Source organism: Arthrobacter sp. 2MCAF14 (assembly GCF_052115645.1).
Classification (GTDB): domain Bacteria; phylum Actinomycetota; class Actinomycetes; order Actinomycetales; family Micrococcaceae; genus Arthrobacter.
Window position 1 is genome coordinate 1 of record NZ_JBFRHB010000046.1, and the last position, 23,044, is coordinate 23,044.

Here is a 23,044-nt window from a genome sequence, read left to right on the forward strand (position 1 = left end):
GAACGCCACACCCAAAGCGCCCAGGACCGGCGCGTCGAATACCTCCCGGACCGCGACGGCATGGCCTGGCTCTCCGCCCACCTCCCCGCAGACACCGCGGCCGGGATCTGGGAACGGACCACCGCCGCCGCCCGCGCCCTCCAAGGCCCGGGCGAGACCCGGACCCTCGCCCAGCTCCGCGCCGACATCACCGCCACCTGGCTCCTCACCAACCACAGCGCCGGCACCAACACCGCAATGCCCGACGGCGGCACCGGGCTGAGCGGTGCGGGAACCAGCGGTGCGGGAGCCAGCGGTGCGGGACCGGGCATGAGTGCGGGCACGGCGGGGCGGGTTCCGTCCCCGAGGGCACAGGTCCTGGTCACCGTCCCGGTCCTGTCCCTGATCGGTGCCACCGAGGAACCGGCCATGCTCGACGGGTACGGGCCGATCCCGCCCTCCACCGCCCGGGCCCTGCTCGCCGACGGCGCCGATTCCTTCCACCGCGTCCTGACCGACCCCCGCGACGGCGCCCCGCTGGAAATCGGCCGCACCAGCTACCGCCTCACCAAAGCCCAGCGCCAATGGCTGCGGCTCCGCGACGGCAAATGCCCCTTCCCCGGCTGCAACAACCACTCCCTGGACAACGAAGCAGACCACCTCCTGGCCTGGGCCCACGGAGGCACCACAGGCATCACCAACCTGGCCCAACCCTGCCCCAAACACCACCGACTCAAACACCGCACCGCATGGACCCCCACCCCGGCCAGCAAAGACCACCCGCCCGGGTGGACCTCACCCTCACAACGGCACTACCCCAGCGAACACCAGGACTGGGAACCACCCCGCTGGCCAGAACATGTTCCGATCACGGACACGGACACGGACACCCCACCGGACCACGACCTGCCCGGGAATCCGGAACCGGAACTGCCCACGGATCCCTTCCCGGACTGGCACGCCTTCACCGCCGCACACCCATGGCCCGACCCCGACGACATGGACGTCGACGCCATGGACGACCCGGGCTGGCCAGAGGATCCCGGCGAGCCAGGATTCGTGAACGACCCCTTCCCGGAATGCGCCGCGTACCAAGACGCCTGATCGACCAAAACCTTCAAAAAGGGACACAGTCCTGCCGCCCCGGAACGCCCTCATGACGGCGCAGCACAGGCGCGCCTGCTAGTAGGCTCGACCCCACAAGTGATGAGCAGGAGGCTGCGGTGACCGAGACGACCGTGCACGAGATAGTGGCCGAGCTGGCCGCCCTCGAGGACCCGAGAGCCCGCGAGGTGAATGAGAAACACGGTAACGATCACGGTGTGAACCTCGGCAAACTGCGCGCGCTCGCCAAGCGGTTGAAGACGCAGCAGGAACTCGCACACCAGCTCTGGGCGACGGATGACACGGCAGCGAGACTGCTCGCTATCCTGATCTGCCGCCCGAAGGCGTTCGAGCGCCATGAGCTGGACGTCATGTTGCGCCAGGCGCGCACGCCGAAAGTTCACGACTGGCTCGTGAACTACGTGGTGAAGAAGAACCCGCACTGCGAGGAGCTGCGCCTTGCCTGGTTCACCGATCCGGATCCAGTGGTCGCGAGTTCCGGCTGGGCACTGACCACTGAACGCGCGGCCAAGAATCCCGAGGGCCTGGACCTCGCACGACTGCTCGACGTGATCGACAAGGAGATGAAAGACGCACCGGACCGCCTGCAATGGGCCATGAACCACTGCCTGGCCCAGATCGGGATCGAACACACCGAGTATCGCGCCCGCGCTATCGACATCGGTGAGCGCCTGGGGGTGCTCAAGGATTACCCGACTCCCCCGAATTGCACCTCTCCGTTCGCGCCCATCTGGATCACTGAAATGGCGCGCCGACAGGACGGTAAGTAGGAATTGGGGCTGGAAACAACAAAGCTGCGCCCGATGCACCAGCGCGGGCGAACGCAGCGGGAGTCGGACTGGCCCGCGCGCCGGACCGGGTGGGTACGTTCGCTGGCCCGCTTCAAGGAGACGAGCACAACCGAGATCCGAACATCACGGAGCGTGGACTTAAAGCCCACTCGGCGACACAAGACGCGCTCGCAGGCCTGCTGGGCAGGCATGGGCATTGGCCGAGCTAGAGGCAGAACACGAGGTGGTCGTCGAATCCCTAACTGAAGACAGTTGCGCCCTTATCGCGGTGGTCGGCGTTCACTCCGCCGGTGGCGGACTGATGCGCACCGTCGCGCGTATCAAGCCTGGGCGCCCATAGTCGTTCGCGCCGGGACCGGCGTTGTCGTCACTAAGGCAGCAGATACGTCGGATCCAGCCCAGCTCTCATGGGTGATGCCTGGGAGCAATATCTCCCACATTTGCTGTATTCGGTCCATGACGTCTTCGCGTCCGGTCAGAACATTCGAAACCATCTGTACCCCGGTGAACGAGGCAACGATGTACCGGGACAGGAACGCCGGATCCACGGACGGACGGATTTGCCCTTCCTGGATGCCTTGCTCGGCAAGACGGCCCATGATGGCTATCCAGTCCTCGTAGGGTCTTTGAACGTCATGGTCGAACGCCGACGCTTCAAGCGTGAGCCTGATACCGGCCCGCACAACGCCATCCGTCGCCAGCAGTGCCCCAAAGGCGCCGCACAGCCGGATGATGGTCTCCAGCGACGGCGCCTTCTCCGCAAGAATGCGCTCTCCTGCCGCCACCGTGATCGCGTGTTGTTCGTCCAGGACCGCCCGGGCAAGCTCGTCCTTGGACTTAAAGTGGAAGTACATGGCGCCTTTTGTCACCCGGGCTGCTTCAGCGACGAGCGAAACGCTAGCAGTCCCGAAGCCATGTTCTTCGAAGACCAGCGCCGCTCCGGCGATGATCGCCTCCCGCGTTGCCTTTGCGCGATCTTGAAGGACCAACGATGAACCTCAGCTCTGGTCGAAAAACGAGTGGATTGCTGCGACAGCGCCCACAAGACGGTGAGCCGAAGCGGGTGCTCGGGGCATCAGGATTTATAGGAAACCGCATTCTGCGTGCCCTGAATTCCCAAGCGATACCGCCGTATCGATCCTATCAAGACGGAATTACGACAACGTCGGAGCGTGTGACAATTCCGTCATACGGGGCGATTTGCCAAGCCTTTCCGCGGCTCGGGACGGAATCGACGTTGTGATCAACGCGGCCTCGTATGTCGGCCCTGACGCCGACATGGCCCGACGGGGTAAGCCGCGAGGGCACACGTAACGTTCTCCGAACCTGTGACAGCAGAGTTATCCGACTCAGCCCCACGAAATTGCCGGCTGGAGCCCCGGCTTTTGGCATCTCAACGGAGGCTTCGCTCCGGCACAGGGGCTATCTGGCGCGATCCTGATCCGCACCAATAAGAATCTGCCAAGCCACGGCGAGGCCGGCAACCCGCCAACCGAAACGCACGAAATATTGCGACAAGTGGACTCGTTTAAGAAAACCGGACGTAAGGTTTGTTTTACGGCACTCTCGCACCTTCAATATTGGGAGTCGCTGAGACAACAAGATCATCAGATATCAGACAGGAGAAGTGTCATGAAACGACCGATACAGATCGGTTTGCTGGTTCTTGGTTTGGGGGTTGCCTCAGTGGCACCGGCGATGGCTGGCACCATCGTCAACGTCGGGGGCGGCACATGGAGCTATGGAACCTCGTTCCAAGCTCCGTGGTTCAAAAACGTGTGGTCCCACTACGTGAACCCGACGCAGTACCACTCTGCGACGGCCATCGGTGGGCCTCACAACGTCAAGATCTACGCCAACGCTGGTTCGTGGGCCAACGCCGACACCCAGTGCGGGTCCGGGGAAAGCGCAGCCCAGTACTGGAATAACTACTAGGCATTCCCGCCGCGTGGGTGACCGCTGACGACCTAGGGCATCGGGGCGTCTAACGCCGAAGGAATCGGGCCTGGGAGCCGGTAACGCATTTGTCTTCCCTCAGGCCCGGTTTCAGGCGGTCACAATGTTCAGCGCCTATCACCCAGGAAGGGTGTTCCATTCATGAAGTGGGTTCTCGTTGCTTTTCTCGTCCTGTTGTCAGCCGCTGGAGCGGTTGTGTCCTTTGTCGAGGCTGATAACTCCGAGCGGACCGGCATGCAGCAGGCAGCAGCGTCCATCGCACGCCCCTTTGACGTGCCAAGCGATGCAGCTCTCGCTGACCCGGTAGTAGCGCTCAATGCCCTTGAGAAGGCGGCGGATTCGGCCAAGGTAAATGTCCTCCGCACTTCCATTGGTTACAACAGCGATGACAAGCCTCAGCTCACCCACTACGTCCTGCTCGCAGCCGAACAGACGCGTTTCTGGAACTCCTTCCGTCTGCGTAGCGGCCACGTGCTGAGTCCTTCCGATACTCGCGAAGCGGGTCCGGTACTCGCTTCACTGGCATCAGAGGATTCACAGCAGGCGGGGGTCCTGGAAGACCTCGGCGGCAATGACCGGGTCTTCATCAGGGGCCTGCGGGCAGCGTTTGATTCGCTTCCGGCGGCCGGGGCCTACTACGTCGAATGCAGCACGAGAGCCGCATGTGACGAGTTCACCGCAGCGCTGGCTCAGAACTTCAATGACTTGCTGGGGACGACACGGTGGTCCGCCGCCGGCTTCACAACGACCGCGGCTCCCTTCGGGGGACTTCAAACTAACACCGCTTCCCTGCTGATGGTGCTCATGTACAGTCTGGTGTTCTTCGTCGTTATTCTCCTGGTGTACCGCCAGCTTTACGAAGCGAAACGGTCCGGGGTACTGAAACTGCACGGCTACAGCACCTTGAGGATCTGGTTCCAGGTTTCCGGATCCCTCATAACCCTCACGATGGCATTGTCCGGGGCCGTCATGGTCGTGGCATGCCTCTTGGTCCCCGGCAGCACACCACTCTTCCTCGCAGCAGTAACCCTCAGCATTACCAAACTCGCCGGGATCGCAGTGCTGGCCTCGTTATTGACATGCATCTACATCCGAAGGTTGGAGGTCTCTGCTGCCATCAAGAACTTGAAGGAAACAGGGCTCCTTTTCGTTACGAGCACCGTCCTCAAAGCCGCCTTCACTATGCTGCTGGTCGTGACCGCGGCCGGCTTGTGGACCCAATACACCCAGATCCAACAGCAAAGTACCCTTCTCGGTAACTGGCAGTCGACCTCAAAATACGGCATTTACTACCCCACCAGTGTCGGAAATGACCTCATCGATCTCCAAACCGGCCGCTCTGGCCCCACTGAAGCCCAGGTCTATGGCCTCTATTCACCCTTGAACGCGATGGGCTCAGTGTTCATCGACTCCACGAATTTCGAACCGACGGCCTTGGCCAACCCGGTGGAGCCAGGCGGTTTCCGCTCCATGCTTGTCAACCCCAACTACCTCAACGAGTTCCCCATCAGGGCCGCCGACGGGAACCGCACATCAGTGCAGGAGAACGACACCGACTGGGTGGTGTTGGTCCCGGAGTCCTACAGCGACCGCGGCGACGAAATCCTGTCCTACTTCACGGCATCGCGCACCGGAGGCCCTCACCGGCAAGGGGTGGCGCAAGCCGAAAAGGTCGTCTTCGGGCGGGATGTTCCCCCTGCAGTCCAGTCCCAAATAGTACGCATCGTCTGGACAGCCAACAACCAACGTGTCTTCAGCTTCAACCCCGCAGTTGCCCCAGATGACGGGAATGTCGTCATGGACCCCATCATTCAAGTCATGACCACAGCAAACAGCGCAGGAATCGACCGCAGCAACATGATCACCGGCGCTGCAGGGACGGGTCTGAAGATCAGGCTCAAGGACGCCAGCACCTCCGACACCCAGGCTGAACTCAGCCCCCTGCTCAAAGATCTGAAGCTCGACGACAATCTCCTGCACCTGGTCACCATGAACGAATACGCACTCGGCCAAGTGGAATACCTGCAGCAAGGAATCAGGAACATCGCCATCACGGCCGCAGGACTGCTCCTGACAATGCTTGCCCTGGCGTTGCAGTGCCTCACGCTGACCTTCGAGCGGTTTTCCCGCCGCATCGTCGTGCGGCGGCTGTTCGGAATGCCTTTCATCAGTCGCTACCAGGAGTTCCTCACAGTCTTCGCACTTGTCTGGGGAATCCAACTGGCCGGCGCCCTGCTGCTTAATGCCGCCGGCGTCTCCCCCTTCGCCACCGCTACAGCCTCAGGGACGGCCAGCGGCTCCGTCGTAATGGCCACCGCTGGCACCATCCTGGCGCTGGAACTGGTCTTCTCCGCCCTTGCTCTGGCCTTCATCGAGAACAAACGAACAACCGACGTACTGAAAGGCGAGTTCTAGTGAATAGCGAACCGATATGCGAGCTGACGAACGTAAGCAAATCCTTCCGTGGTCGGAAGGTCGTCAACAGCCTGAGCCTCACGGTCGGGCGGGGCGAGATGATCGCACTCACTGGCAAAAGCGGTACGGGCAAGTCCACGGTACTGAACATGATCGGACTACTGGATTCGTTCGACTCCGGCGCCGTTTCGCTATTCGGCGGGCCCGCACCAAGAGTCAAATCCAAACAGGCGGAGAAACTCCTGCGGCACCGGCTCGGCTATCTGTTTCAGAACTACGCACTGATCGATGGTGAAACCGCAGATTACAACCTGAGGGTTGCCCAGAAGTACGCACGGACTCCCCGCCGCGAGCGCGCCGACGTTCGCTCGGCTTCCCTTCACCGCACAGGACTGGAAGGTTTTGCCGACCGCAAGGTCTACGAACTCTCAGGCGGGGAGCAGCAAAGGCTCGCGCTGGCACGGCTCATGCTCAAACCCTGCGAGCTCGTACTCGCCGACGAACCTACCGGTTCCCTGGATGCCGAGAACAGGGACCACATCCTGGACATCCTGAGCAGCATGCGGAACTACGGAAAAACCATCGTCATCGTCACACATGACAGCGTTGTCGCTGACGCGTGCGACCGCATCGTCAGCCTTGAAGACACCGCTGGAACCAAGCCCATTCAGCAACCAGACCACGACATCGTCTGAGGTGCTGATACTGTTCGCCAAGTCCCCCACCGACCATCTGGCGGATCTGCCCAAGAAGCTGCTCACCGCCCGTGGCAACCGAGCTGCTTTCGTCGACCTTTCGCTGTTGGATGACGAAGGGTACGTCCATAACCAGCACCCTCTGCAATGGATTGTCAGCGAAGCTCAGAAGCTGGGCTTGCTGCTGATCCCGCTCGTCAGTCCCGAGAGCTCTCCCGCTCTCCTGGATGCCGCAAAAGCGCTCCACACCGCCAATAGTCGCGGTATAGGCATCCGCTTGACAACCAACGACTGGCCCGGGATCAACGCGGCGGAATCCACGAGGCTATGGCTGCGGTGGGCGTCACCCACAGGGATGTTGACCTGTTCCTGGATTTCGAGGCCAAAGTCGATGCGCTGGTTGCCGCGGCAGTTCAGAACGAAATGCATGCCGCGCCGTCTGTTGGCTGGCGTCACATTACGACCGGCGGCCATTCCTGGCCGAAGGACCTGCCGACCTCGACCCCAAACTGCTGACCATCAGCGCCACGTTCCGGTGCACCGCTGAGCCCAGCTGGGTTTTCGTCCGCGGCGGGCTCTACAAGGCATCAGGTGGCAAAGGCAAGGGCGGCGCATCCGTTGCCCCGGTGCTGAATACCCTCATCAAGCACCCGCTGTACGGGACCCCGATCCGGACCAAGACCGAAACCTGGATCGAGGCTGCCGCGTCCGGAGGACCGTCAGGCAACCCCATGACGTGGCGTCGGTGGGCGACCTACAGGCACATTGAGGTCACGCTGCACACTCTCGCCAGTTCTCTCTGAACTTAAGCTGCTCGCGGACCAAGATCCGCATCTCATCAATGTCAAGATGTTCCACCAGCCGCGCCATAAGCACATGGCGCGGCTTGGAACTGACACCCTTATCAAGACCTCGCTGTTCCAAAGCAGCCAACAGCTCCTCACGCCACAACAAAGTGGCAAGGAATGACGGATCTATACCCGGGTTGGCCTGCGGCTCACGAATGGGAGTCAGGACAAGTCCCTCTTCTGCAGAACTGCTGGCAGTGACGACACCCCACCAGTCAGGAAGCAACGGCAAAGCATGGGCGACATGCTTGTCTGCCACCACCAACGTCATTTGATCAAGCATCTTCGAGTAAACCTCGACCTGCTTGGGGAGCCTGCGTAACGTGTCGTGGGCACTTTTCATCTCGTAGCCGGAAAACGTACCGTTCAGCACTGCGACATCGACCCGAACTTGCCGGCTAGGCTCAGCTCATCAATGAACTTGGTTGCCGCGCAGCCCTAAAACTCCCAGTCCTCATCCTCAGTATTAACAGCTTTGCCAATCACATAAGACGACCCGGACCCCGAGAAGAAGTCGTGGTTCTCGTCGGCATTAGGTGACAGGGCCGACAGGATGGCCGGGTTCACGTCGGTAACCGAAGCCGGGAACATGGCCTCGTAGCCGAGGTTCATGAGGGCCTTGTTGGCGTTGTAGTGCAGGAACTTCTTGACGTCTTCGGCCAGCCCGACGCCGTCGTAGAGGCCGTGGGTGTACTGGACTTCGTTTTCGTACAGCTCGAAGAGCAGCTCGAAGGTGTAGTCCTTGATTTCCTGGCGCTTTTCCTCGGAGACCTTTTCCAGGCCCTTCTGGAACTTGTAGCCGATGTAGTAGCCGTGCACGGCTTCGTCGCGGATGATCAAGCGAATGAGGTCAGCCGTGTTCGTGAGCTTGGCACGGGAAGACCAGTACATCGGAAGGTAGAAGCCGGAGTAGAACAGGAACGATTCCAGCAGCGTGGAAGCGACCTTGCGCTTGAGGGGATCGTCGCCCTGGTAGTAGTCCATGACGATCTGGGCCTTCTTCTGCAGGTTCTCGTTCTCGAGGGACCAGCGGAAGGCGTCGTCGATCTCCTTGGTGGAGCACAGGGTCGAGAAAATCGACGAATACGACTTCGCGTGCACAGACTCCATGAAGGCGATGTTCGTGTAGACGGCCTCTTCGTGCGGGGTGATCGCGTCCGGGATCAGGGAAACAGCGCCAACCGTGCCCTGGATGGTGTCCAGCAGGGTCAGGCCCGTGAATACGCGCATGGTGAGTTGCTGCTCGTCCGGCGTCAGGGTGTGCCAGGACTGGACGTCGTTGGACAGCGGCACCTTCTCCGGCAGCCAGAAGTTGTTAACCAGGCGGTTCCAGACCTCCACGTCCTTGTCATCCTGGATGCGGTTCCAGTTGATCGCTTCGACGTGGCTAAGCAGCTTGACCTTTTCGGTCATTTCGTCCCCTTAACGTATGTGTTCTTTAAGGTAAGCGTACGACGCCGGGCGCTCACCCGGCGTCGTGCTCTTCAGTTTTGAGGCGCGGCGGCTGCCGCAAATAAACAACCGTAATCGGCTACAGCATGCAGGAAACGCAGCCCTCAACTTCGGTACCTTCCAGCGCGAGCTGGCGGAGGCGGATGTAGTAGAGGGTCTTGATGCCCTTGCGCCATGCGTAGATCTGTGCCTTGTTGATGTCACGCGTCGTGGCGGTGTCCTTGAAGAACAGCGTCAGGGACAGGCCCTGGTCCACGTGCTGCGTGGCGGCAGCGTAGGTGTCGATGATCTTCTCGTAGCCGATCTCGTACGCGTCCTGGTAGTACTCCAGGTTGTCGTTGTCGAGGTACGGAGCCGGGTAGTAGACGCGGCCGATCTTGCCTTCCTTGCGGATTTCGATCTTGGCGGCCACCGGGTGGATCGACGACGTCGAGTTGTTGATGTAGCTGATGGAACCCGTGGGCGGCACAGCCTGCAGGTTCTGGTTGTAGATGCCGTGCTCCATGACGGAAGCCTTCAGCTCGCGCCAGTCGTCCTGCGTCGGAATGTGGATGCCGGCGAAGAGCTCGCTAACGCGCTCGGTCTCCGGGGTCCATTCCTGCTCGGTGTACTTATTGAAGAACTCGCCGCTTGCGTACGTGGAGTTCTCGAAGCCGGCAAAGGGCTGACCGGTCTCGATGGCCAGCTTGTTCGAGGCACGGAGAGCGTGGAACAGCACCGTGTAGAAGTAGATGTTGGTGAAGTCCAGGCCCTCTTCGGAACCGTAGTGGACGTGCTCACGGGCAAGGTAGCCGTGCAGGTTCATCTGGCCAAGGCCGATGGCGTGGCTCTGGGCGTTGCCCTGTGCGATGGACGGCACCGAGTTGATGTAGGACATGTCCGACACCGCGCTGAGGGCACGGATGGACGTCTCGATCGACAAGCCGAAGTCCGGGGAGTCCATGGTCTTGGCGATGTTCATCGAACCAAGGTTGCAGGAAATGTCCTTGCCCACCGTCTCGTAGCTGAGGTCCTCGGCGTAGATGGAAGGCGTGGAAACCTGCAGGATCTCCGAGCACAGGTTGCTCATGGTGATCTTGCCCGCGATCGGGTTGGCCCGGTTCACGGTGTCCTCGAACATGATGTACGGGTAGCCGGACTCGAACTGGATCTCCGCGAGGGTCTGGAAGAACTCGCGGGCGCTGATCTTGGTCTTCTTGATCCGGGAGTCGTCCACCATCTCGTAGTACTTCTCGGTGACCGAGATGTCGGAGAACGGGACACCGTAGACGCGTTCGACGTCGTACGGGGAGAAGAGGTACATGTCCTCGTTCTTCTTGGCCAGCTCGAACGTGATGTCCGGAACCACGACGCCGAGGGACAGCGTCTTGATGCGGATCTTCTCGTCGGCGTTTTCACGCTTGGTGTCCAGGAACCGGTAGATGTCCGGGTGGTGGGCGTGCAGGTACACGGCCCCCGCACCCTGGCGGGCACCGAGCTGGTTGGCGTAGGAGAAGCTGTCTTCGAGGAGCTTCATGACCGGGATGACGCCTGAGGACTGGTTCTCGATCTGCTTGATCGGGGCGCCGTGCTCGCGGATGTTCGTCAGCGAGAGGGCCACGCCACCGCCGCGCTTGGACAGTTGCAGCGCGGAGTTGATGCCGCGGGCGATCGATTCCATGTTGTCTTCGATGCGCAACAGGAAGCAGGAGACCAGCTCACCGCGCTGGGCCTTGCCGGCGTTGAGGAACGTGGGCGTGGCGGGCTGGAAGCGGCCGTCGATAATCTCGTCGACGAGGCGGCTGGCCAGTTCTTCGTTGCCGCGGGCAAGGTGCAGGGCAACCATGCAGACGCGGTCTTCGTAGCGCTCCAGGAAGCGCTTGCCGTCGAACGTCTTGAGCGTGTACGAGGTGTAGAACTTGAAGGCGCCGAGGAAGGTCTCGAAGCGGAACTTCTTCTTATAGGCGCGGTTGAAGAGCTCACGGATGAAGTTCATCGTGTACTGATCTAGGGTTTCGCGCTCGTAGTACTGGTTCTTGACCAGGTAGTCCAGCTTCTCTTCCAGGTCGTGGAAGAAAACGGTGTTGTTGTTCACGTGCTGCAGGAAGTACTGGTGCGCGGCCTCGCGGTCGGCTTCGAACTGGATCTCTCCGTTCGGACCATAGAGGTTCAACATGGCGTTGAGCTCATGGTAGCCAAGGCCCTTGTAGGCCTCCGGCAATGGCTTCTTGACCTTGGCGGTGTCCATAGCGCCCCTGGTTACTTCTGTATCTGCGACAGTCGTGTCCAAAACTTTTCCAATCCTTGATTGACCCGGTCAACATCTTCCGGAGTCCCCATGAGTTCGAATCGATAAAGAAGCGGAACCCGGCATTTGGTGGCGATGATGTCTCCCGCCATGCAGTAGTTTTCCGCGAAGTTGGTGTTTCCTGCTCCGATGACGCCGCGGATCAGTTCCCTGTTCTGCGGGTTGTTCAGAAACCTGATGACTTGCTTGGGCACCGATCCTTCGCCATTCGTGCCGCCATACGTGGGCAACACAAGGACGAACGGTTCCAGTGCGAGCAGCGGCGCGTCCTTGGCATGGAGCGGGATGCGTGCCGCGTCGACGCCGAGCTTCTGGACGAAGCGCTTGGTGTTCTCAGATGTGGAGGAAAAGTAGATGAGGTGACTCCGCGTGCTGACAGCTTCAGCCATTTCTTGAGCAGGAGCTGTTGCCAGCGCTGCCATGGGAGTCACCTCGACTACATTGGAATACTTTGTTGTTGTGGCGGAGTCTTGAAAACTAGGCCACCGAAGCGGCAGCCAGTGCCAGCTCTTCGATCTTGTCCGGACGGAATCCCGACCAGTGGTCCTGCTCGGTCACCACGACGGGGGCCTGCATGTATCCAAGGGCCTTCAGGCGCTCAAGGGCCTCGGCATCCTGTGAGATGTCAACGCTCTGGTAGGCGATGCCCTTTTTGTCGAGTGCACGGTACGTTGCGTTGCACTGAACACAGGCCGGCTTCGTGTAAACCGTAACAGTCATGGTCCCTGTCCCCTTTGTTGAAGTCTTTGCTCTTCGTTCGGCAGGCCCCGACCGGAACTGATTCCGACTCCGATACTGGCCCGCTGGCCGCCTGGGCGGCCAAACTATCCTATTCACGTCTTGCATTCATGTCTTGTGCTGGTTTCCCGCTCAATCCGTAAATCGATACTACATGTAGTGCAAGCGCCTCGGCGGAACCCCAAGATGATGTATTACAAGTATGTCATTTTACGCACCGGTAGTCCACAGGCAAGGGAGGTAAAAATGTCCGGGAATCCGCCAATTCCGGAGACGTAATCCACACCCTGTGGACTACTTAGCCACATTTAATCGCCAGCGTGTCGCTTGGATCCCGGCGTGTCGCGGCATCCTGCAAACAAGGTTTCGTGGCGCCGGGCCGACCCAGCAACAGCACCAGCGGAGACCGAATTCACACAGCTATGCTGGCTTCCACGGTCTTTCGGCCGGCACCGAGCCTAAGGATCACTAATGGTCAACCTTCTCCACCTGCGGACACTGCTTGAAGTCACGCGGCTCGGTTCCTTCGCGGCAGCCGCCGCGCGGCTCGGCTACACCGCATCAGCCGTCTCCCAACAGATGGCAGCGCTGGAGCGGGACACCGGCGTCGAACTCTTCCACCGTTCCGCCCGAAGCGTGGTTCCCACCGAAGCCGCCCTCACCATGGTGCGCCATGCCTCCAAGGTGCTCACCGACGTCGAGACCCTCCTGGCGGCCGCCTCACGGAGCACGGACTCCCCCGTCCAGGAACTTCGGCTGGGCATTTTCCCCAGCCTGGCAACCTACATCCTCCCGGACATCCTCCGGAACCCGCGCTGGAAGAATCTCGGCATTGAACTCCGCGTATGGGTGGCCGAACCTTCCCAGACCATCCAGGGGCTGCGCACCGGCGGCGAACTGGACCTCGCATTGGTGTACCAAGTGGGCCAGTCCGGGCTCGCGTGGCCGCACACACTTGACCGGCAGTGGATCGGCGACGACGATTTCCGGGTGGTGCTCCCCGCGTCGTGGGGCATCCGGGAGGACGCCGAAATGCAGGCCTCGCAACTCTCGGACATGCCTTGGATCATGCACCATCCGGGCACCAGCGACGCCGTAGTGATCGAGCGCCTGTTCGCCAGTTGCAATCTGCACCCGCGCGTCGTGGCTTACAGCGATGACTTCCACGCCAGCCTCGAGATGGCGGCAGCGGGGCTCGGCGCCGCCTTGGTGCCGGAACTCGCGCTGCGGCACCGGCCGCCCGGCGTCGTGGTTCTCGATGTTCCGGACATCCGGCTCGCCCGCAACGTGTTCGCCCTGCTCCTCAACGAGAAGCGCACGGCGCAGGTGCAGCTGTTCACGGAATTGCTGGCCGACACGCTTCGCGGGAGCACCGCAACGGTCCGGGCGCGCAGTACCGCGACGATGCCCAAAACGACTCAAAAGTCAACGCCCAAACCGCGTACCTGAAATCTTCCCGGATGCTGGAACACGCCGCTTGTTTGGGACTATCTTGAAGACATGAGCAAGGTAGCGAGCAAACATTTTGGGGAGATCGAGCTCAACCACGGGCGGGAGCACTGTTACGTGGCTTCGCACGAGCTCGCCGGAAATCCCCTCGAACTGGACCTGAACGTCGCGGCGCATGACCACTTCGACGAGAAGGCACTCCACAAGGTGGACTACCGCCTGGGCTACCTCCCCGAGTTGGTGGACCAGGTCCGGGACATGATCGCCGAGGAGCTGGACCAGGACGGCACCAACTCCCAGCAATTCCTCCACTTCCACTCCAACCAGCTCAAGGATGAGCAACTGGAGGCGGTGTTCGGCGTCCGTGACAAGACGCAGCTCACCAAGGACGTTTTCCTCAACGCCCTCAAACTAGGTCATGTAGCGATCTACCCCGGCCAGCCGGAGCGCTATTTCGTCCTGGACTTCACCTTGGGCTCGCACTTCACCGACGAGCTCCTGGTAGTTGCGGCGGATGAGGACGGCGTGGTGGACGACGAGATCCTCTGGGAGTCCTGATACTCCCCACCGGCCCCCTCGCCTCACAAGTTCGGCCAGGGAACCCTGCCGGTGTGGGCCCAGCAAGCGATGATTAAAAACACCGTCGGCCGGTCACCTTTCGAGGTTGACCAGGTTGCGCAGGGACTCTTCGGTCTCGGCGTAGCCGCGGGTCTTCAGGCCGCAGTCCGGGTTGACCCAGAGCTGGCGGGACGGAACGTGCTTGACGGCGGTGGACAGGAGCTCGGTGACTTCGGCCTCGCCCGGAACACGCGGCGAGTGGATGTCGTAGACGCCCGGACCAACGCCGCGGCCGAAGTGGTGCGCCTCGAGGTCGTGGACAACCTCCATGCGTGAACGTGCTGCTTCGATCGACGTGACGTCGGCATCGAGGCCGTCGATCGCGTCAATGATCACGCCGAACTCCGAGTAGCAGAGGTGGGTGTGGATCTGGGTGGCGTCGGCGGCACCGGCGGTGGCCAGGCGGAAGGAGTCAACCGACCACTTCAAGTAAGCAGCGTGGTCAGCTTTGCGCAGCGGCAGGAGTTCGCGCAGTGCGGGCTCGTCCACCTGGATGATCTTGATGCCGGCAGCTTCGAGATCGGCGATTTCGTCACGCAGCGCGAGTCCGACCTGGTTGGCGGTCTCGCCCAGCGGCTGGTCGTCGCGGACGAAGGACCAGGCCAGGATGGTGACCGGACCGGTGAGCATGCCTTTCATCGGCTTGCTGGTCAGGGACTGCGCGTATTCGGCCCAGGCAACCGTGATGGGAGCCGAACGGGTGACATCGCCCCAGAGGATGGACGGACGGGTGCAGCGGGAGCCGTAGGACTGGACCCAGCCGTGAACCGTCACGTCGAAGCCTTCGAGGTTCTCGGCGAAGTACTGGACCATGTCGTTGCGCTCGGGCTCGCCGTGCACCAGGACGTCGTAGCCGAGCTCTTCCTGCAGCTCGACAACGCGCTTGATCTCGTCCTTCATGAGCTGCTCGTACTGCTCGTTGCTGAGCTCGCCCTTGTTGTTGCGGGCGCGGGCGGAGCGGATTTCCGAGGTCTGGGGGAAGGAGCCGATGGTGGTGGTGGGCAGCGGCGGCAAGTGCAGCGCTGCTTCCTGGGCGGCTTCGCGGACCGGGTACTCGGAGCGGTTGAAGTCGGCCTCGGTGAGGGCAGCGGTGCGGGCACGCACGTCGGCGCGCTGGACGCCTTCGGCGGTGGCGCGGGAGGCGATCACAGCGGAAGCTTCGTCGATGGCGGCCTTCGCGGAAGCCGGGTTGGCCAGGTAGTCCGCAAGGGTCTTTACCTCGACGGCCTTCTGGTCAGCGAATGCGAGCCAGCTGCGGAGCTGTGCGGAGAGCTGGGTTTCCTCGGCAGTGTCGTGCGGAACGTGCTGGGTGGAGGTGGAGGTGCTGACGGCAAGCTTGCCGGCCGCGGCCTTCAATTCGTCCAGCTTGGCGGCCGAGACGGCGAGGTCGTTGCGCCAGATGTTGTGGCCGTCGACGACGCCGGCAACCAGGGTCTTGTTGCCCAGGCCTGCCAGGGCCGCTGCGGACGGAACCGCGCCCTTGAAGACGTCGACGTGCAGGGCGTCGATGTTGGTCGCGGCAAGGGTGCCGAGCTGGCCGTCGAGTGAACCGTACGGGGTGGAGACGAAGAGCTGCGGGCGCGCTGCGGCACCCGAGAGCACTTCGTATGCACGGGCGGTGGCGGCCTGGATTTCCGCAGCCGGGGTGTCCTGGTCGACAACGAGGGCGGGCTCGTCCAACTGGATCCAGCTGGCGCCTGCAGCGGCAAGCTTGCCGAGAAGTTCAACATAGACCGGGAGGATGTCCTCAAGGCGGGACAGCGGAGCGAAGCCCGCAGGGGCGTCGTCGGAAGCCTTGGACAGCAGCAGGTAGGTGACCGGGCCGACGATGTACGGGCGGGTCTCGATGCCGTTGGCGAGGGCGAACTCGAATTCCTCGACGATGCGGTTGGAGGCGAGCTTGAAGTCGGTCTCCGGGCCGATTTCCGGAACGAGGTAGTGGTAGTTGGTGTCGAACCACTTGGTCATTTCCAGCGGCTGCTGTTCCTTGTTGCCGCGGGCCAGCGTGAAGTAGCCATCGATGTCGAGCTGGCCATCGGCGTTGAGCAACTCGCCGAAACGGGCCGGGACAGCGCCCAGGTGCGCGGTGGCGTCAAGCACCTGGTCGTAGAAGGAGAAAGTGCCCGGAACGGCGGCGGCTTCGTTGAGGCCGAGTTCCTGGAGCCGCTTCGCGGTGGTCAGCTGGATGTCCTTGGCAGCGGCGTCAAGGGCAGCGGCGTCGATCTTGCCGGCCCAGTAGGCTTCGACGGCCTTCTTGAGCTCGCGACGGCGGCCGATGCGCGGGTAGCCGAGCAGGGATGCAGAGGGGAACTGGGTGAGGTTCTGTTCAGTCATGGGATTTCCTTGGGGCAGTAGGTGCAAATCGATGTGTCTAGGGCTTTGGGGAGCAGCGTTGGCTGATCAGCTCACGAGTTCTTGCCGGCGGGCAATGGCGCTGAGCCTGCTGGCAGGCCGGGCCGGCCGGGGCAAGGCAAGCTTGTCCAGCACGTCCAGGGCGCAGGCGTGCTCGTTGAAGGTGTACAGGTGGATGCCCGGAGCACCGGCCTGGAGTGCGGCATTGGCCAGGTCCACGGTGGCGCGGACTCCGATCTTGCGCCGTTCGGCGTCGCTGTCCGCCGCGGCAAGGCGGTCGATCAGCTCCGGTGCCGGTTCGACGCCGGTGAGCTCGCCGAGGCGCTTGAGCCGACGAAGGCTCGTCAGCGGCATGACACCCGGAATAATCGGGATCGTGACGCCGGCACGTCGGGCACGGGAGATCAGGTCCGCATATTGCTCGGTGTGGAAGAAGACCTGCGTGATGGCGAAGTCGGCGCCCGAGCGCTGCTTCGCGAGCAGCACCTCGACGTCGTGCTCCACGCTCGGGGACTCAGGGTGGCGGGTGGGATAGGCGGCCACGCCGACGGCGATCTTGCCAGCGCACAGGAGGGCCGAACGTCGCTGTTCCACGCGGCGGATCAGTTCGATCAGGTCCTGGGCGTAGCGCAGCGAACCGTTGACCGGCTGTCCGCTGTCCTTGGGGAGGTCGCCACGCAGCGCAAGGATGCCGCGCACGCCGTTGTCCAGAAGCTCGCCGATGATCTCGGCCAATTCCTCCGGGGTGTTTCCGACGCAGGTCAGGTGGGCCAATGGCCGCAGGGTCGTTTCGAGCAGGAGTCGGTTGATGAGCTCGACGGCGGTGTCCCGGTTGGATCCGCTGGCGCCGTAGGTCACGGAAACGAAGTCGGGGTCAGTGGCCTCGAGCTCGCCGATGGTCGTCCAGAGGGACTCCGCGGCCGCTGGAGAACGGGGAGGGAAAAGTTCGTAGGACAGGGCAACGGGAGCCGCGCCGGTCAAGTTCGGATGAGTGTCGATGAGGCTTGGTGGTGACATTTGCGTCCTTTGGCTGTGTGTCAGCGGGCCTGCGTTCACGGACTTGAAAACCAGGTCCGTGGACTGCAGAATCGGTGAATTGAGTTTGGGGATACACGCAACGAACTCCAGCAGGGCGCAGCCGCGACTGTTACGCCTGGAATGAAGTTGTCCGTGTGCAAATGTCAGGCCCACATGGGGGCACCCACACCCTCCTGCCTGCCTTCAAGAGGCAGATCCGGCGGAGGATCGCTGACACGTTACCGCGGTAACTTGAATACGACTCTAGATCGGGGTTCCGGGCGCCACAAATCCCCCACCGAATTAAGACGCACTTTTACGCTACGTTTCGCCTGATTTCTGAAGATTGTTCGTTTGGACGTCCGGCACGGTTGAAGCCCAAAACAGTACGTCAGGGAGAACCGGGTCGCGAGCCCTCCCCATGACGGTCCTGCAGGACTATTCTTTTGCCATGATCCAGCTTCCAGCCAGTTATCAGGAATACCTCGACGGCAAGGACGAGCGGTTCATCCAAACCGTCCGCCCCATCTTGATGCAATCGGCCGCGGACAAGCTTCACGGTGTGCGCGTACTTTACAACCGCGGCCTTACAGGCCATCAAGCGCATCTGGATGATTCCATCCCGTACGGCACCATCGTGGAGGACATCGACTGAGTCCCGGCTGCTGAGTCCCGGCCGTCGGCTGATCAGCCCTTCATCGCGCCGGAAAGCGCAAACGCGCTGCCGGAGCCCCTGGCAACCACGGTGTAGAGGATAAGCACCGGGACCGAATACAAGATGGAGAACGCGGCAAGTTCTCCGTAAGCAATGGCTCCGTGCTGGCCAAAGAAGCTGAAGACGGACACCGCGGCCGGTTGCTTGGAACTGGACAGCAACAGGATGAACGGTACGAAGAAGTTCCCCCAGGCCTGGATGAAAACGAAGATGAACACCACGCCCAGCCCTTGCCTCATCAGGGGCACGACGATTCTCCGGAGGGTGGCCAGTCCTGAGGCCCCGTCCATCCAGGCGGCTTCTTCCAGCTCGAGCGGCACGGAGTCCATGAAGTTCTTGGTCATCCAAATGGCCATGGGCAAGGTGGTAGTTGCCATGAAGAAGATGGTTGCCGGCATCGAGTCCAGCAATTGCAGCTGCACGAACAGGCCATAGACCGGCACCATGATCGCCGTGACCGGGAGCGAGGTGCCGAACAGGATCGCGTACAGGAACGGCTTGTTGAATCGCGATTGGTAGCGGGACAGCGGATAGGCAGCGAGCACGGCAACCGCTAGGTTCACGACGGCGGTTCCGGCTGAGAGCACGAAGCTGTTCATGAGTGGCTGGAAGAGCAGTCCTGGCGTCAGTACGGCTGCAAAATTAGCGAGCGACGCCGATTGCGGCCACCGCGTCTCGTAGCCGGCGTGCGGATCAACGGAAGCAAGAAGCAACCACGCAAGGGGCAGCACAAAACACAGCCCGATCACGGCCAAAGCCGCATTGGCAGCCAGGCGGACCCGGAGCCGCCCCCCGGCCACCGCCGTCGGGCGCTTCCCGGCGAGCAAAGGCGCACGGCGCAGGGAGGTCACGGTTTCGCTCCGCGGATCAACCTGACGTACACGGCACCGAAGACCATGCCGATCAGGATCAATACCGAAGCGATCGCGGTGCCGTAGCCGATGTCTCCGAGCTTGAAGGCTTCCTGGTACGCCAGCACGGGCAAGGTGGTGCTCGCGTTCGAGGGACCACCCGCCGTCATCACCCAGATGAGGGTGAATACCGCGAGCGTCTGGAGGGTGATGAGCATGAGGTTGGTAGCGATGCTACCGCGGATGATCGGAAGGGTGATGAAGGCCAGACGTTGCCACCCCGTTGCCCCGTCCATGAGGGCGGCTTCGGAAACGTCGCGCGGGACCTGGGAGAGCGCCGCCCTGTAGACCAGCATCGAGAACGCGGTGCCGCGCCAGACATTTGCCAGGATGATGGCGGTCATCGGAAAGGCATAGAGCCAGTTGGTGCCCTGGACACCGAACATTCCCAAGAGCTGGTTGAGCGTGCCGTCCTGGCTGAAGTAGGCGTAGGCCGCGAAGGCCGCGACGATCTCCGGCAGTATCCACGAGGCGACCACCACCGTGCCCACCAGCGACGCCGTCGCTCCCCCGGACCTCGTCATCAACAAGGCAATGACCAGGCCAAGTGCGTTCTGTCCGAGGATGGCAGAGGCGGCCACGAAGACTACCGTCAACCATGCCGAGAGCGGGAAGACGGAATCCGTCAGCATCCGGGCGTAGTTGTCCAGGCCGACCCATTGGGGGTTCAGGGCCGCCTGGCCTGACAATGCGGCATTGGTGAAGGAGGCGAAGAAGGACCACGCCACAGGTGCCAACATGAAGAGGGCCAGCAGCAGGATTGACGGCACCACCGGCAGCAAGCGGAGCCCGCGACGCAGAGACCTTGGGATTGGAGATCTTCGTCGCAGGGAACCGCGGCTGAGGGAATCAGGGACTGCCATGCGTCATTTCTGCATGACCTTGGTGTCGCCGACGAGTTTCTTGACCGAAGCGTCGTATTCGGCTGCCGCCTCTGCCGGGCTTTGTTTGCCAGTGATGACGGCCTCGGTCGCCTGTTGGACGGCGAGGGAAATCTTCGGATAGTCAGCGGTCGCCGGGCGATAGTGCGTGACGCCCACCAGATTGGAAACATCCTTCACGAAAGGGTTGGCCGCTTGGTAACCGGGATCCGACGCAACATCTGTGCGGACGGCGATCTGGGAATTGTTGACGTCGAAGGCCAAGGCGTTCTTCTTGTTCACGGCAGTGGTCAGGAACTTGAAGGCCAGGTCCGGGCTTTTGGTCTTCGCACCAACGGCGAGCGTCCAACCACCGGACATGCTCACACCGCCGGGATCCTGCCCGAACTGGGTGGGGAACTTGGCTACTCCCATATCCTGGGCATACCCGGCCCATTCGTAGGAACCGCCCTTCTGCCAGAACGACGGCGCGTAGGAGCCTTCCACCGTGGCGCCCATTTTGCCTTGCGGCAGCCACTGTCCAAAGACTTTCTTCCACACATTCGAATCGAGGGCGTCCGCGGGGGTCACGGAAAGCTTCTCGTCGTAGAGGGTCTTCAGGAACTGGAGTGAATCGGTGAATCCCTTGGATCCCACCACCCACTTCTTGTCGCTTTCCGAATAGAGGGAGCTTCCCGTTCCATAAAGCAGTTCGTAGAAGCTCTGCATGACCGTTCCCTCACCGGTGCCTTTTCCGGCGTACATGCTGAAGGGAATCACGCTCGGATCCGCGGCCTTCATTTTGCGGGCCGCGGCCAGGATGTCATCCCAGGTTTTCGGCTGCCAGGGCAACGGGATGCCGGCCTTCTGGAGGACTGTCTTGTTGTACCAGATCGCCCGGGTGTCGGTGCCGAGCGGGACGGCATAGATACTTCCGTCGTCACCGCGTCCCGCGGCTTTGGCACCCTCGTTGAACTTGGACCACTCATCCCAAGCGGCCAGCTGCGAGTCGAGTTTGAGCAAGTATCCGGCGTCGACGTCCGATCGGACCTTGAAGGTGTCCTCGTAAAAGACGTCCGGAGCGGTGTCCGGGGATCGCTGGGACAGCGCAAGCTTGGTGCCATAGTCGTCGTCGTTGGCTTGGATGGGCTCAAGGTCCACAGTGACGCCCGCGTTTGCCGCTTCGAATTCCTGCTTGGCGTCCTGGAAAACCTTGTCCAGGGCGGTGAAGGAGTCCGTTTTTTGATAGACGATCTTGATGGTTTGTTTGCTGACAGCTTGCGGTTGGGTGGAACAGGCGGCCGAGGCCAAAAGGCCTACGACGCCGAGCAGTGCTGCTCCGATCCGGACTGGGCGACGCATGACGCTCCGATCTTCAAGCGGCTGCAGCCCCCACACTTCAGCTGGCCCAGCCTGTTGCCGATATTGATAAAGCAGCCCTGCGACGCAGGACGTGGAGAAGGCCTCAGCCTTCCAACAAGAGCCGCTGGGCGCGCGGCGCAAGCGTATGTTCCAGCACCAGGCAGGCCGCCCCGATGGCGCCGACGTCCTCGCCCACTCCGGTCCCCACAACCTCGATGCCATGGATGCTGTTGGCGGCACTGTTCTCGGCGAGCAGGGGAGGAATGCGATCCAGGTAACGTTCGGACATCCGGCCCCAGAACGGACCGCCGAAGACGACGCGTTCGACGTCGAGGGTGTTGGTCACCACCGCAACCGCCCGGGCAACCAGCACCGCTGACTTGTCTATGATCGCGATGGCGCGTTCGTCACCCGCATCCGCGGCATCACAAAGCCGGGCGAAGCCTTCCTGGACTTCCGGGCCTTCGGTGCCTTTGCGGCCACCGTTCAGGACACCTTGCTCTTCGGCTTCGGCCACGAGGACCTGCGGGATGCAGGAAGACTTGACGCAACCGCGCAGGCCGCAATCGCATGGGGGCCCGTCCGGATCGACAATGATGTGTCCGATTTCACCGGCGTTGCCGGATGTTCCGCGGACAACTTCGTCGTTCAACACGATGCCGCAACCGATGCCGGTACCCATATACATGAAGATGAAACTTCCGGTGCCGCTGGCCCCGCCGGCCCAGGTTTCGGCGACGGCCGCGCTGGTGACGTCCTTGTCGACAAGGGTCTCGAGCCCGGTGGCTTCGGCGAGGGCGTCCCTCAGGTGCACCCGGTCCCAACCCGTCATGAGGGGCGGATCCACGACCGTACCCTCGTCAAGGTCTATGGGTCCCGGGGCCGCGACGCCAAGTCCCGCGATCTTTCCCGTATCAACACCGGAATCTTCGATCAGCGCCTTGATCTCCTCCGCTATGGCGGCAATGACGCGCTGTGGATTGCTTCCGGTGGGCGTGGGAATCCTTGAGTGCTTCACAACGTCGCCCACCAGGTCCAGGACCACCGTGGTGATGACCGCGGGGTCAAGGTGGACGCCAAGCGCGTACATTCCGGAAGGGTTCAGGCGCAGGATGGTGCGGGGCTTACCTGGACCGCTGCCTTCCTTGCCTGCCTCGATAATGAGCTGTTGGTCCAGGAGGCGGCGGGAGATGTTCGAAATAGTCTGCGGTGAAAGGCCGACGATTTGGGCGAGTTCCACCCGGCTCAGTCCGCCCGACGAGCGCCTGATCGCGTCGAGGATGACAGTCAGGTTGAAGTCCCCCATGCGGGGCAGATTGGTTCCGCGCCTCGGAGTCGGCTGGCGGATCTCAGTCACGGATTCCCCTAAAATCATTCGAATAATGCTGTTGCATTTGCATCGTACGGCACGCGTGCTTGTCCCGGTATGCCCACACGCTGCCCAGGCGTAACGGACCCGGATATTGCCGATGGG

At 61.9% G+C, this 23,044-nt stretch carries 21 protein-coding genes and 1 pseudogene; 9 read left to right on the forward strand and 13 right to left on the reverse strand.

What is annotated here, in order from left to right; genetic code table 11:
• Positions 1-1,083: DUF222 domain-containing protein (locus tag AB4074_RS21725; protein ID WP_441415251.1), on the forward strand; the 1,083-nt coding region annotated here is incomplete at its 5' end.
• Positions 1,084-1,202: 119 nt separating this feature from the next.
• On the forward strand, positions 1,203-1,874 hold the full coding sequence (locus AB4074_RS21730) for a DNA alkylation repair protein (RefSeq protein ID WP_441415252.1): 672 nt from the start codon (positions 1,203-1,205) through the stop codon (positions 1,872-1,874).
• Between the two features lie 341 nt (positions 1,875-2,215).
• Here AB4074_RS21730 and AB4074_RS21735 read toward each other — a convergent pair whose 3' ends face one another.
• Complete coding sequence (locus AB4074_RS21735; protein ID WP_441415253.1) at positions 2,216-2,884, reverse strand: ScbR family autoregulator-binding transcription factor; 669 nt, start codon at positions 2,882-2,884, stop codon at positions 2,216-2,218.
• Between the two features lie 643 nt (positions 2,885-3,527).
• Here AB4074_RS21735 and AB4074_RS21740 point away from each other — a divergent pair.
• The 3 genes from AB4074_RS21740 to AB4074_RS21750 all read left to right on the forward strand — a co-directional run bounded on the left by AB4074_RS21740 (position 3,528) and on the right by AB4074_RS21750 (position 6,961).
• Positions 3,528-3,830 (forward strand): lactococcin 972 family bacteriocin, encoded by a 303-nt coding sequence (locus AB4074_RS21740; RefSeq protein WP_441415254.1) that lies wholly within the window; start codon positions 3,528-3,530, stop codon positions 3,828-3,830.
• Between the two features lie 162 nt (positions 3,831-3,992).
• Positions 3,993-6,266, forward strand: coding sequence for a bacteriocin-associated integral membrane family protein (locus AB4074_RS21745; RefSeq protein ID WP_441415255.1), 2,274 nt, complete (start codon positions 3,993-3,995; stop codon positions 6,264-6,266).
• Positions 6,266-6,961: an ABC transporter ATP-binding protein gene (locus AB4074_RS21750; RefSeq protein ID WP_441415256.1), complete on the forward strand. Its 696-nt coding sequence runs from the start codon at positions 6,266-6,268 to the stop codon at positions 6,959-6,961. The genes AB4074_RS21745 and AB4074_RS21750 overlap by 1 nt, the downstream gene beginning before the upstream one ends.
• Positions 6,962-7,126: 165 nt before the next feature.
• On the opposite strand, the gene AB4074_RS21755 is transcribed toward AB4074_RS21750, so the two are convergent.
• Entirely contained in the window at positions 7,127-7,390 is a 264-nt protein-coding gene (locus AB4074_RS21755) for a hypothetical protein (protein WP_441415282.1), read from the reverse strand.
• Here AB4074_RS21755 and AB4074_RS21760 point away from each other — a divergent pair.
• Positions 7,325-7,477: a hypothetical protein gene (locus AB4074_RS21760; protein WP_441415279.1), complete on the forward strand. Its 153-nt coding sequence runs from the start codon at positions 7,325-7,327 to the stop codon at positions 7,475-7,477. The genes AB4074_RS21755 and AB4074_RS21760 overlap by 66 nt on opposite strands.
• A 255-nt stretch (positions 7,478-7,732) precedes the next feature.
• On the opposite strand, the pseudogene AB4074_RS21765 reads toward AB4074_RS21760, so the two are convergent.
• The 5 genes and pseudogenes from AB4074_RS21765 to nrdH all read right to left on the reverse strand — a co-directional run.
• A pseudogene (locus AB4074_RS21765) lies at positions 7,733-8,191 on the reverse strand (sce7726 family protein); the annotation flags it as partial.
• Positions 8,192-8,247: 56 nt separating this feature from the next.
• On the reverse strand, positions 8,248-9,222 hold the full coding sequence (gene nrdF / locus AB4074_RS21770) for a class 1b ribonucleoside-diphosphate reductase subunit beta (protein WP_441415257.1): 975 nt from the start codon (positions 9,220-9,222) through the stop codon (positions 8,248-8,250).
• Positions 9,223-9,340: 118 nt separating this feature from the next.
• A complete protein-coding gene (gene nrdE / locus AB4074_RS21775) occupies positions 9,341-11,488 on the reverse strand; it encodes a class 1b ribonucleoside-diphosphate reductase subunit alpha (protein ID WP_345452222.1) in 2,148 nt (715 codons plus the stop codon).
• Between the two features lie 11 nt (positions 11,489-11,499).
• Positions 11,500-11,970, reverse strand: coding sequence for a class Ib ribonucleoside-diphosphate reductase assembly flavoprotein NrdI (gene nrdI, locus AB4074_RS21780; protein WP_441415258.1), 471 nt, complete (start codon positions 11,968-11,970; stop codon positions 11,500-11,502).
• Between the two features lie 55 nt (positions 11,971-12,025).
• Positions 12,026-12,268 carry a glutaredoxin-like protein NrdH gene (gene nrdH, locus AB4074_RS21785; RefSeq protein WP_028267421.1) on the reverse strand — a complete coding sequence of 81 codons (243 nt, stop codon included), beginning with the start codon at positions 12,266-12,268 and terminating at the stop codon, positions 12,026-12,028.
• A gap of 489 nt (positions 12,269-12,757) precedes the next feature.
• Between nrdH and AB4074_RS21790 the strand changes: the two genes are divergently transcribed.
• Together AB4074_RS21790 and AB4074_RS21795 are read left to right on the forward strand one after the other, a co-directional pair.
• Positions 12,758-13,735, forward strand: coding sequence for a LysR family transcriptional regulator (locus tag AB4074_RS21790; protein ID WP_441415259.1), 978 nt, complete (start codon positions 12,758-12,760; stop codon positions 13,733-13,735).
• A gap of 51 nt (positions 13,736-13,786) precedes the next feature.
• Positions 13,787-14,293: a DUF2004 domain-containing protein gene (locus tag AB4074_RS21795; RefSeq protein ID WP_441415260.1), complete on the forward strand. Its 507-nt coding sequence runs from the start codon at positions 13,787-13,789 to the stop codon at positions 14,291-14,293.
• A 93-nt stretch (positions 14,294-14,386) separates the two neighbouring features.
• On the opposite strand, the gene metE is transcribed toward AB4074_RS21795, so the two are convergent.
• Both metE and AB4074_RS21805 read right to left on the reverse strand, forming a co-directional pair.
• Positions 14,387-16,687, reverse strand: a complete 2,301-nt coding sequence (gene metE / locus AB4074_RS21800) for a 5-methyltetrahydropteroyltriglutamate--homocysteine S-methyltransferase (protein WP_441415261.1) — start codon at positions 16,685-16,687, stop codon at positions 14,387-14,389.
• A 66-nt stretch (positions 16,688-16,753) separates the two neighbouring features.
• On the reverse strand, positions 16,754-17,722 hold the full coding sequence (locus AB4074_RS21805) for a methylenetetrahydrofolate reductase (RefSeq protein ID WP_345452188.1): 969 nt from the start codon (positions 17,720-17,722) through the stop codon (positions 16,754-16,756).
• Between the two features lie 451 nt (positions 17,723-18,173).
• On the opposite strand from AB4074_RS21805, the gene AB4074_RS21810 reads away from it, so the two are divergent.
• Positions 18,174-18,377, forward strand: coding sequence for a hypothetical protein (locus AB4074_RS21810; RefSeq protein ID WP_113990700.1), 204 nt, complete (start codon positions 18,174-18,176; stop codon positions 18,375-18,377).
• A gap of 32 nt (positions 18,378-18,409) precedes the next feature.
• Here AB4074_RS21810 and AB4074_RS21815 read toward each other — a convergent pair whose 3' ends face one another.
• The 4 genes from AB4074_RS21815 to AB4074_RS21830 all read right to left on the reverse strand — a co-directional run bounded on the left by AB4074_RS21815 (position 18,410) and on the right by AB4074_RS21830 (position 22,927).
• Positions 18,410-19,237: a carbohydrate ABC transporter permease gene (locus AB4074_RS21815; RefSeq protein WP_441415280.1), complete on the reverse strand. Its 828-nt coding sequence runs from the start codon at positions 19,235-19,237 to the stop codon at positions 18,410-18,412.
• Between the two features lie 47 nt (positions 19,238-19,284).
• Positions 19,285-20,211: a carbohydrate ABC transporter permease gene (locus AB4074_RS21820; RefSeq protein ID WP_441415262.1), complete on the reverse strand. Its 927-nt coding sequence runs from the start codon at positions 20,209-20,211 to the stop codon at positions 19,285-19,287.
• Between the two features lie 3 nt (positions 20,212-20,214).
• Complete coding sequence (locus AB4074_RS21825) at positions 20,215-21,570, reverse strand: extracellular solute-binding protein (protein WP_345452193.1); 1,356 nt, start codon at positions 21,568-21,570, stop codon at positions 20,215-20,217.
• A 103-nt stretch (positions 21,571-21,673) separates the two neighbouring features.
• The gene (locus AB4074_RS21830; protein WP_441415263.1) at positions 21,674-22,927 is read right to left on the reverse strand and encodes an ROK family protein; all 1,254 of its coding nucleotides are present in this window, start codon (positions 22,925-22,927) and stop codon (positions 21,674-21,676) included.
• Positions 22,928-23,044 lie beyond the last annotated feature (117 nt).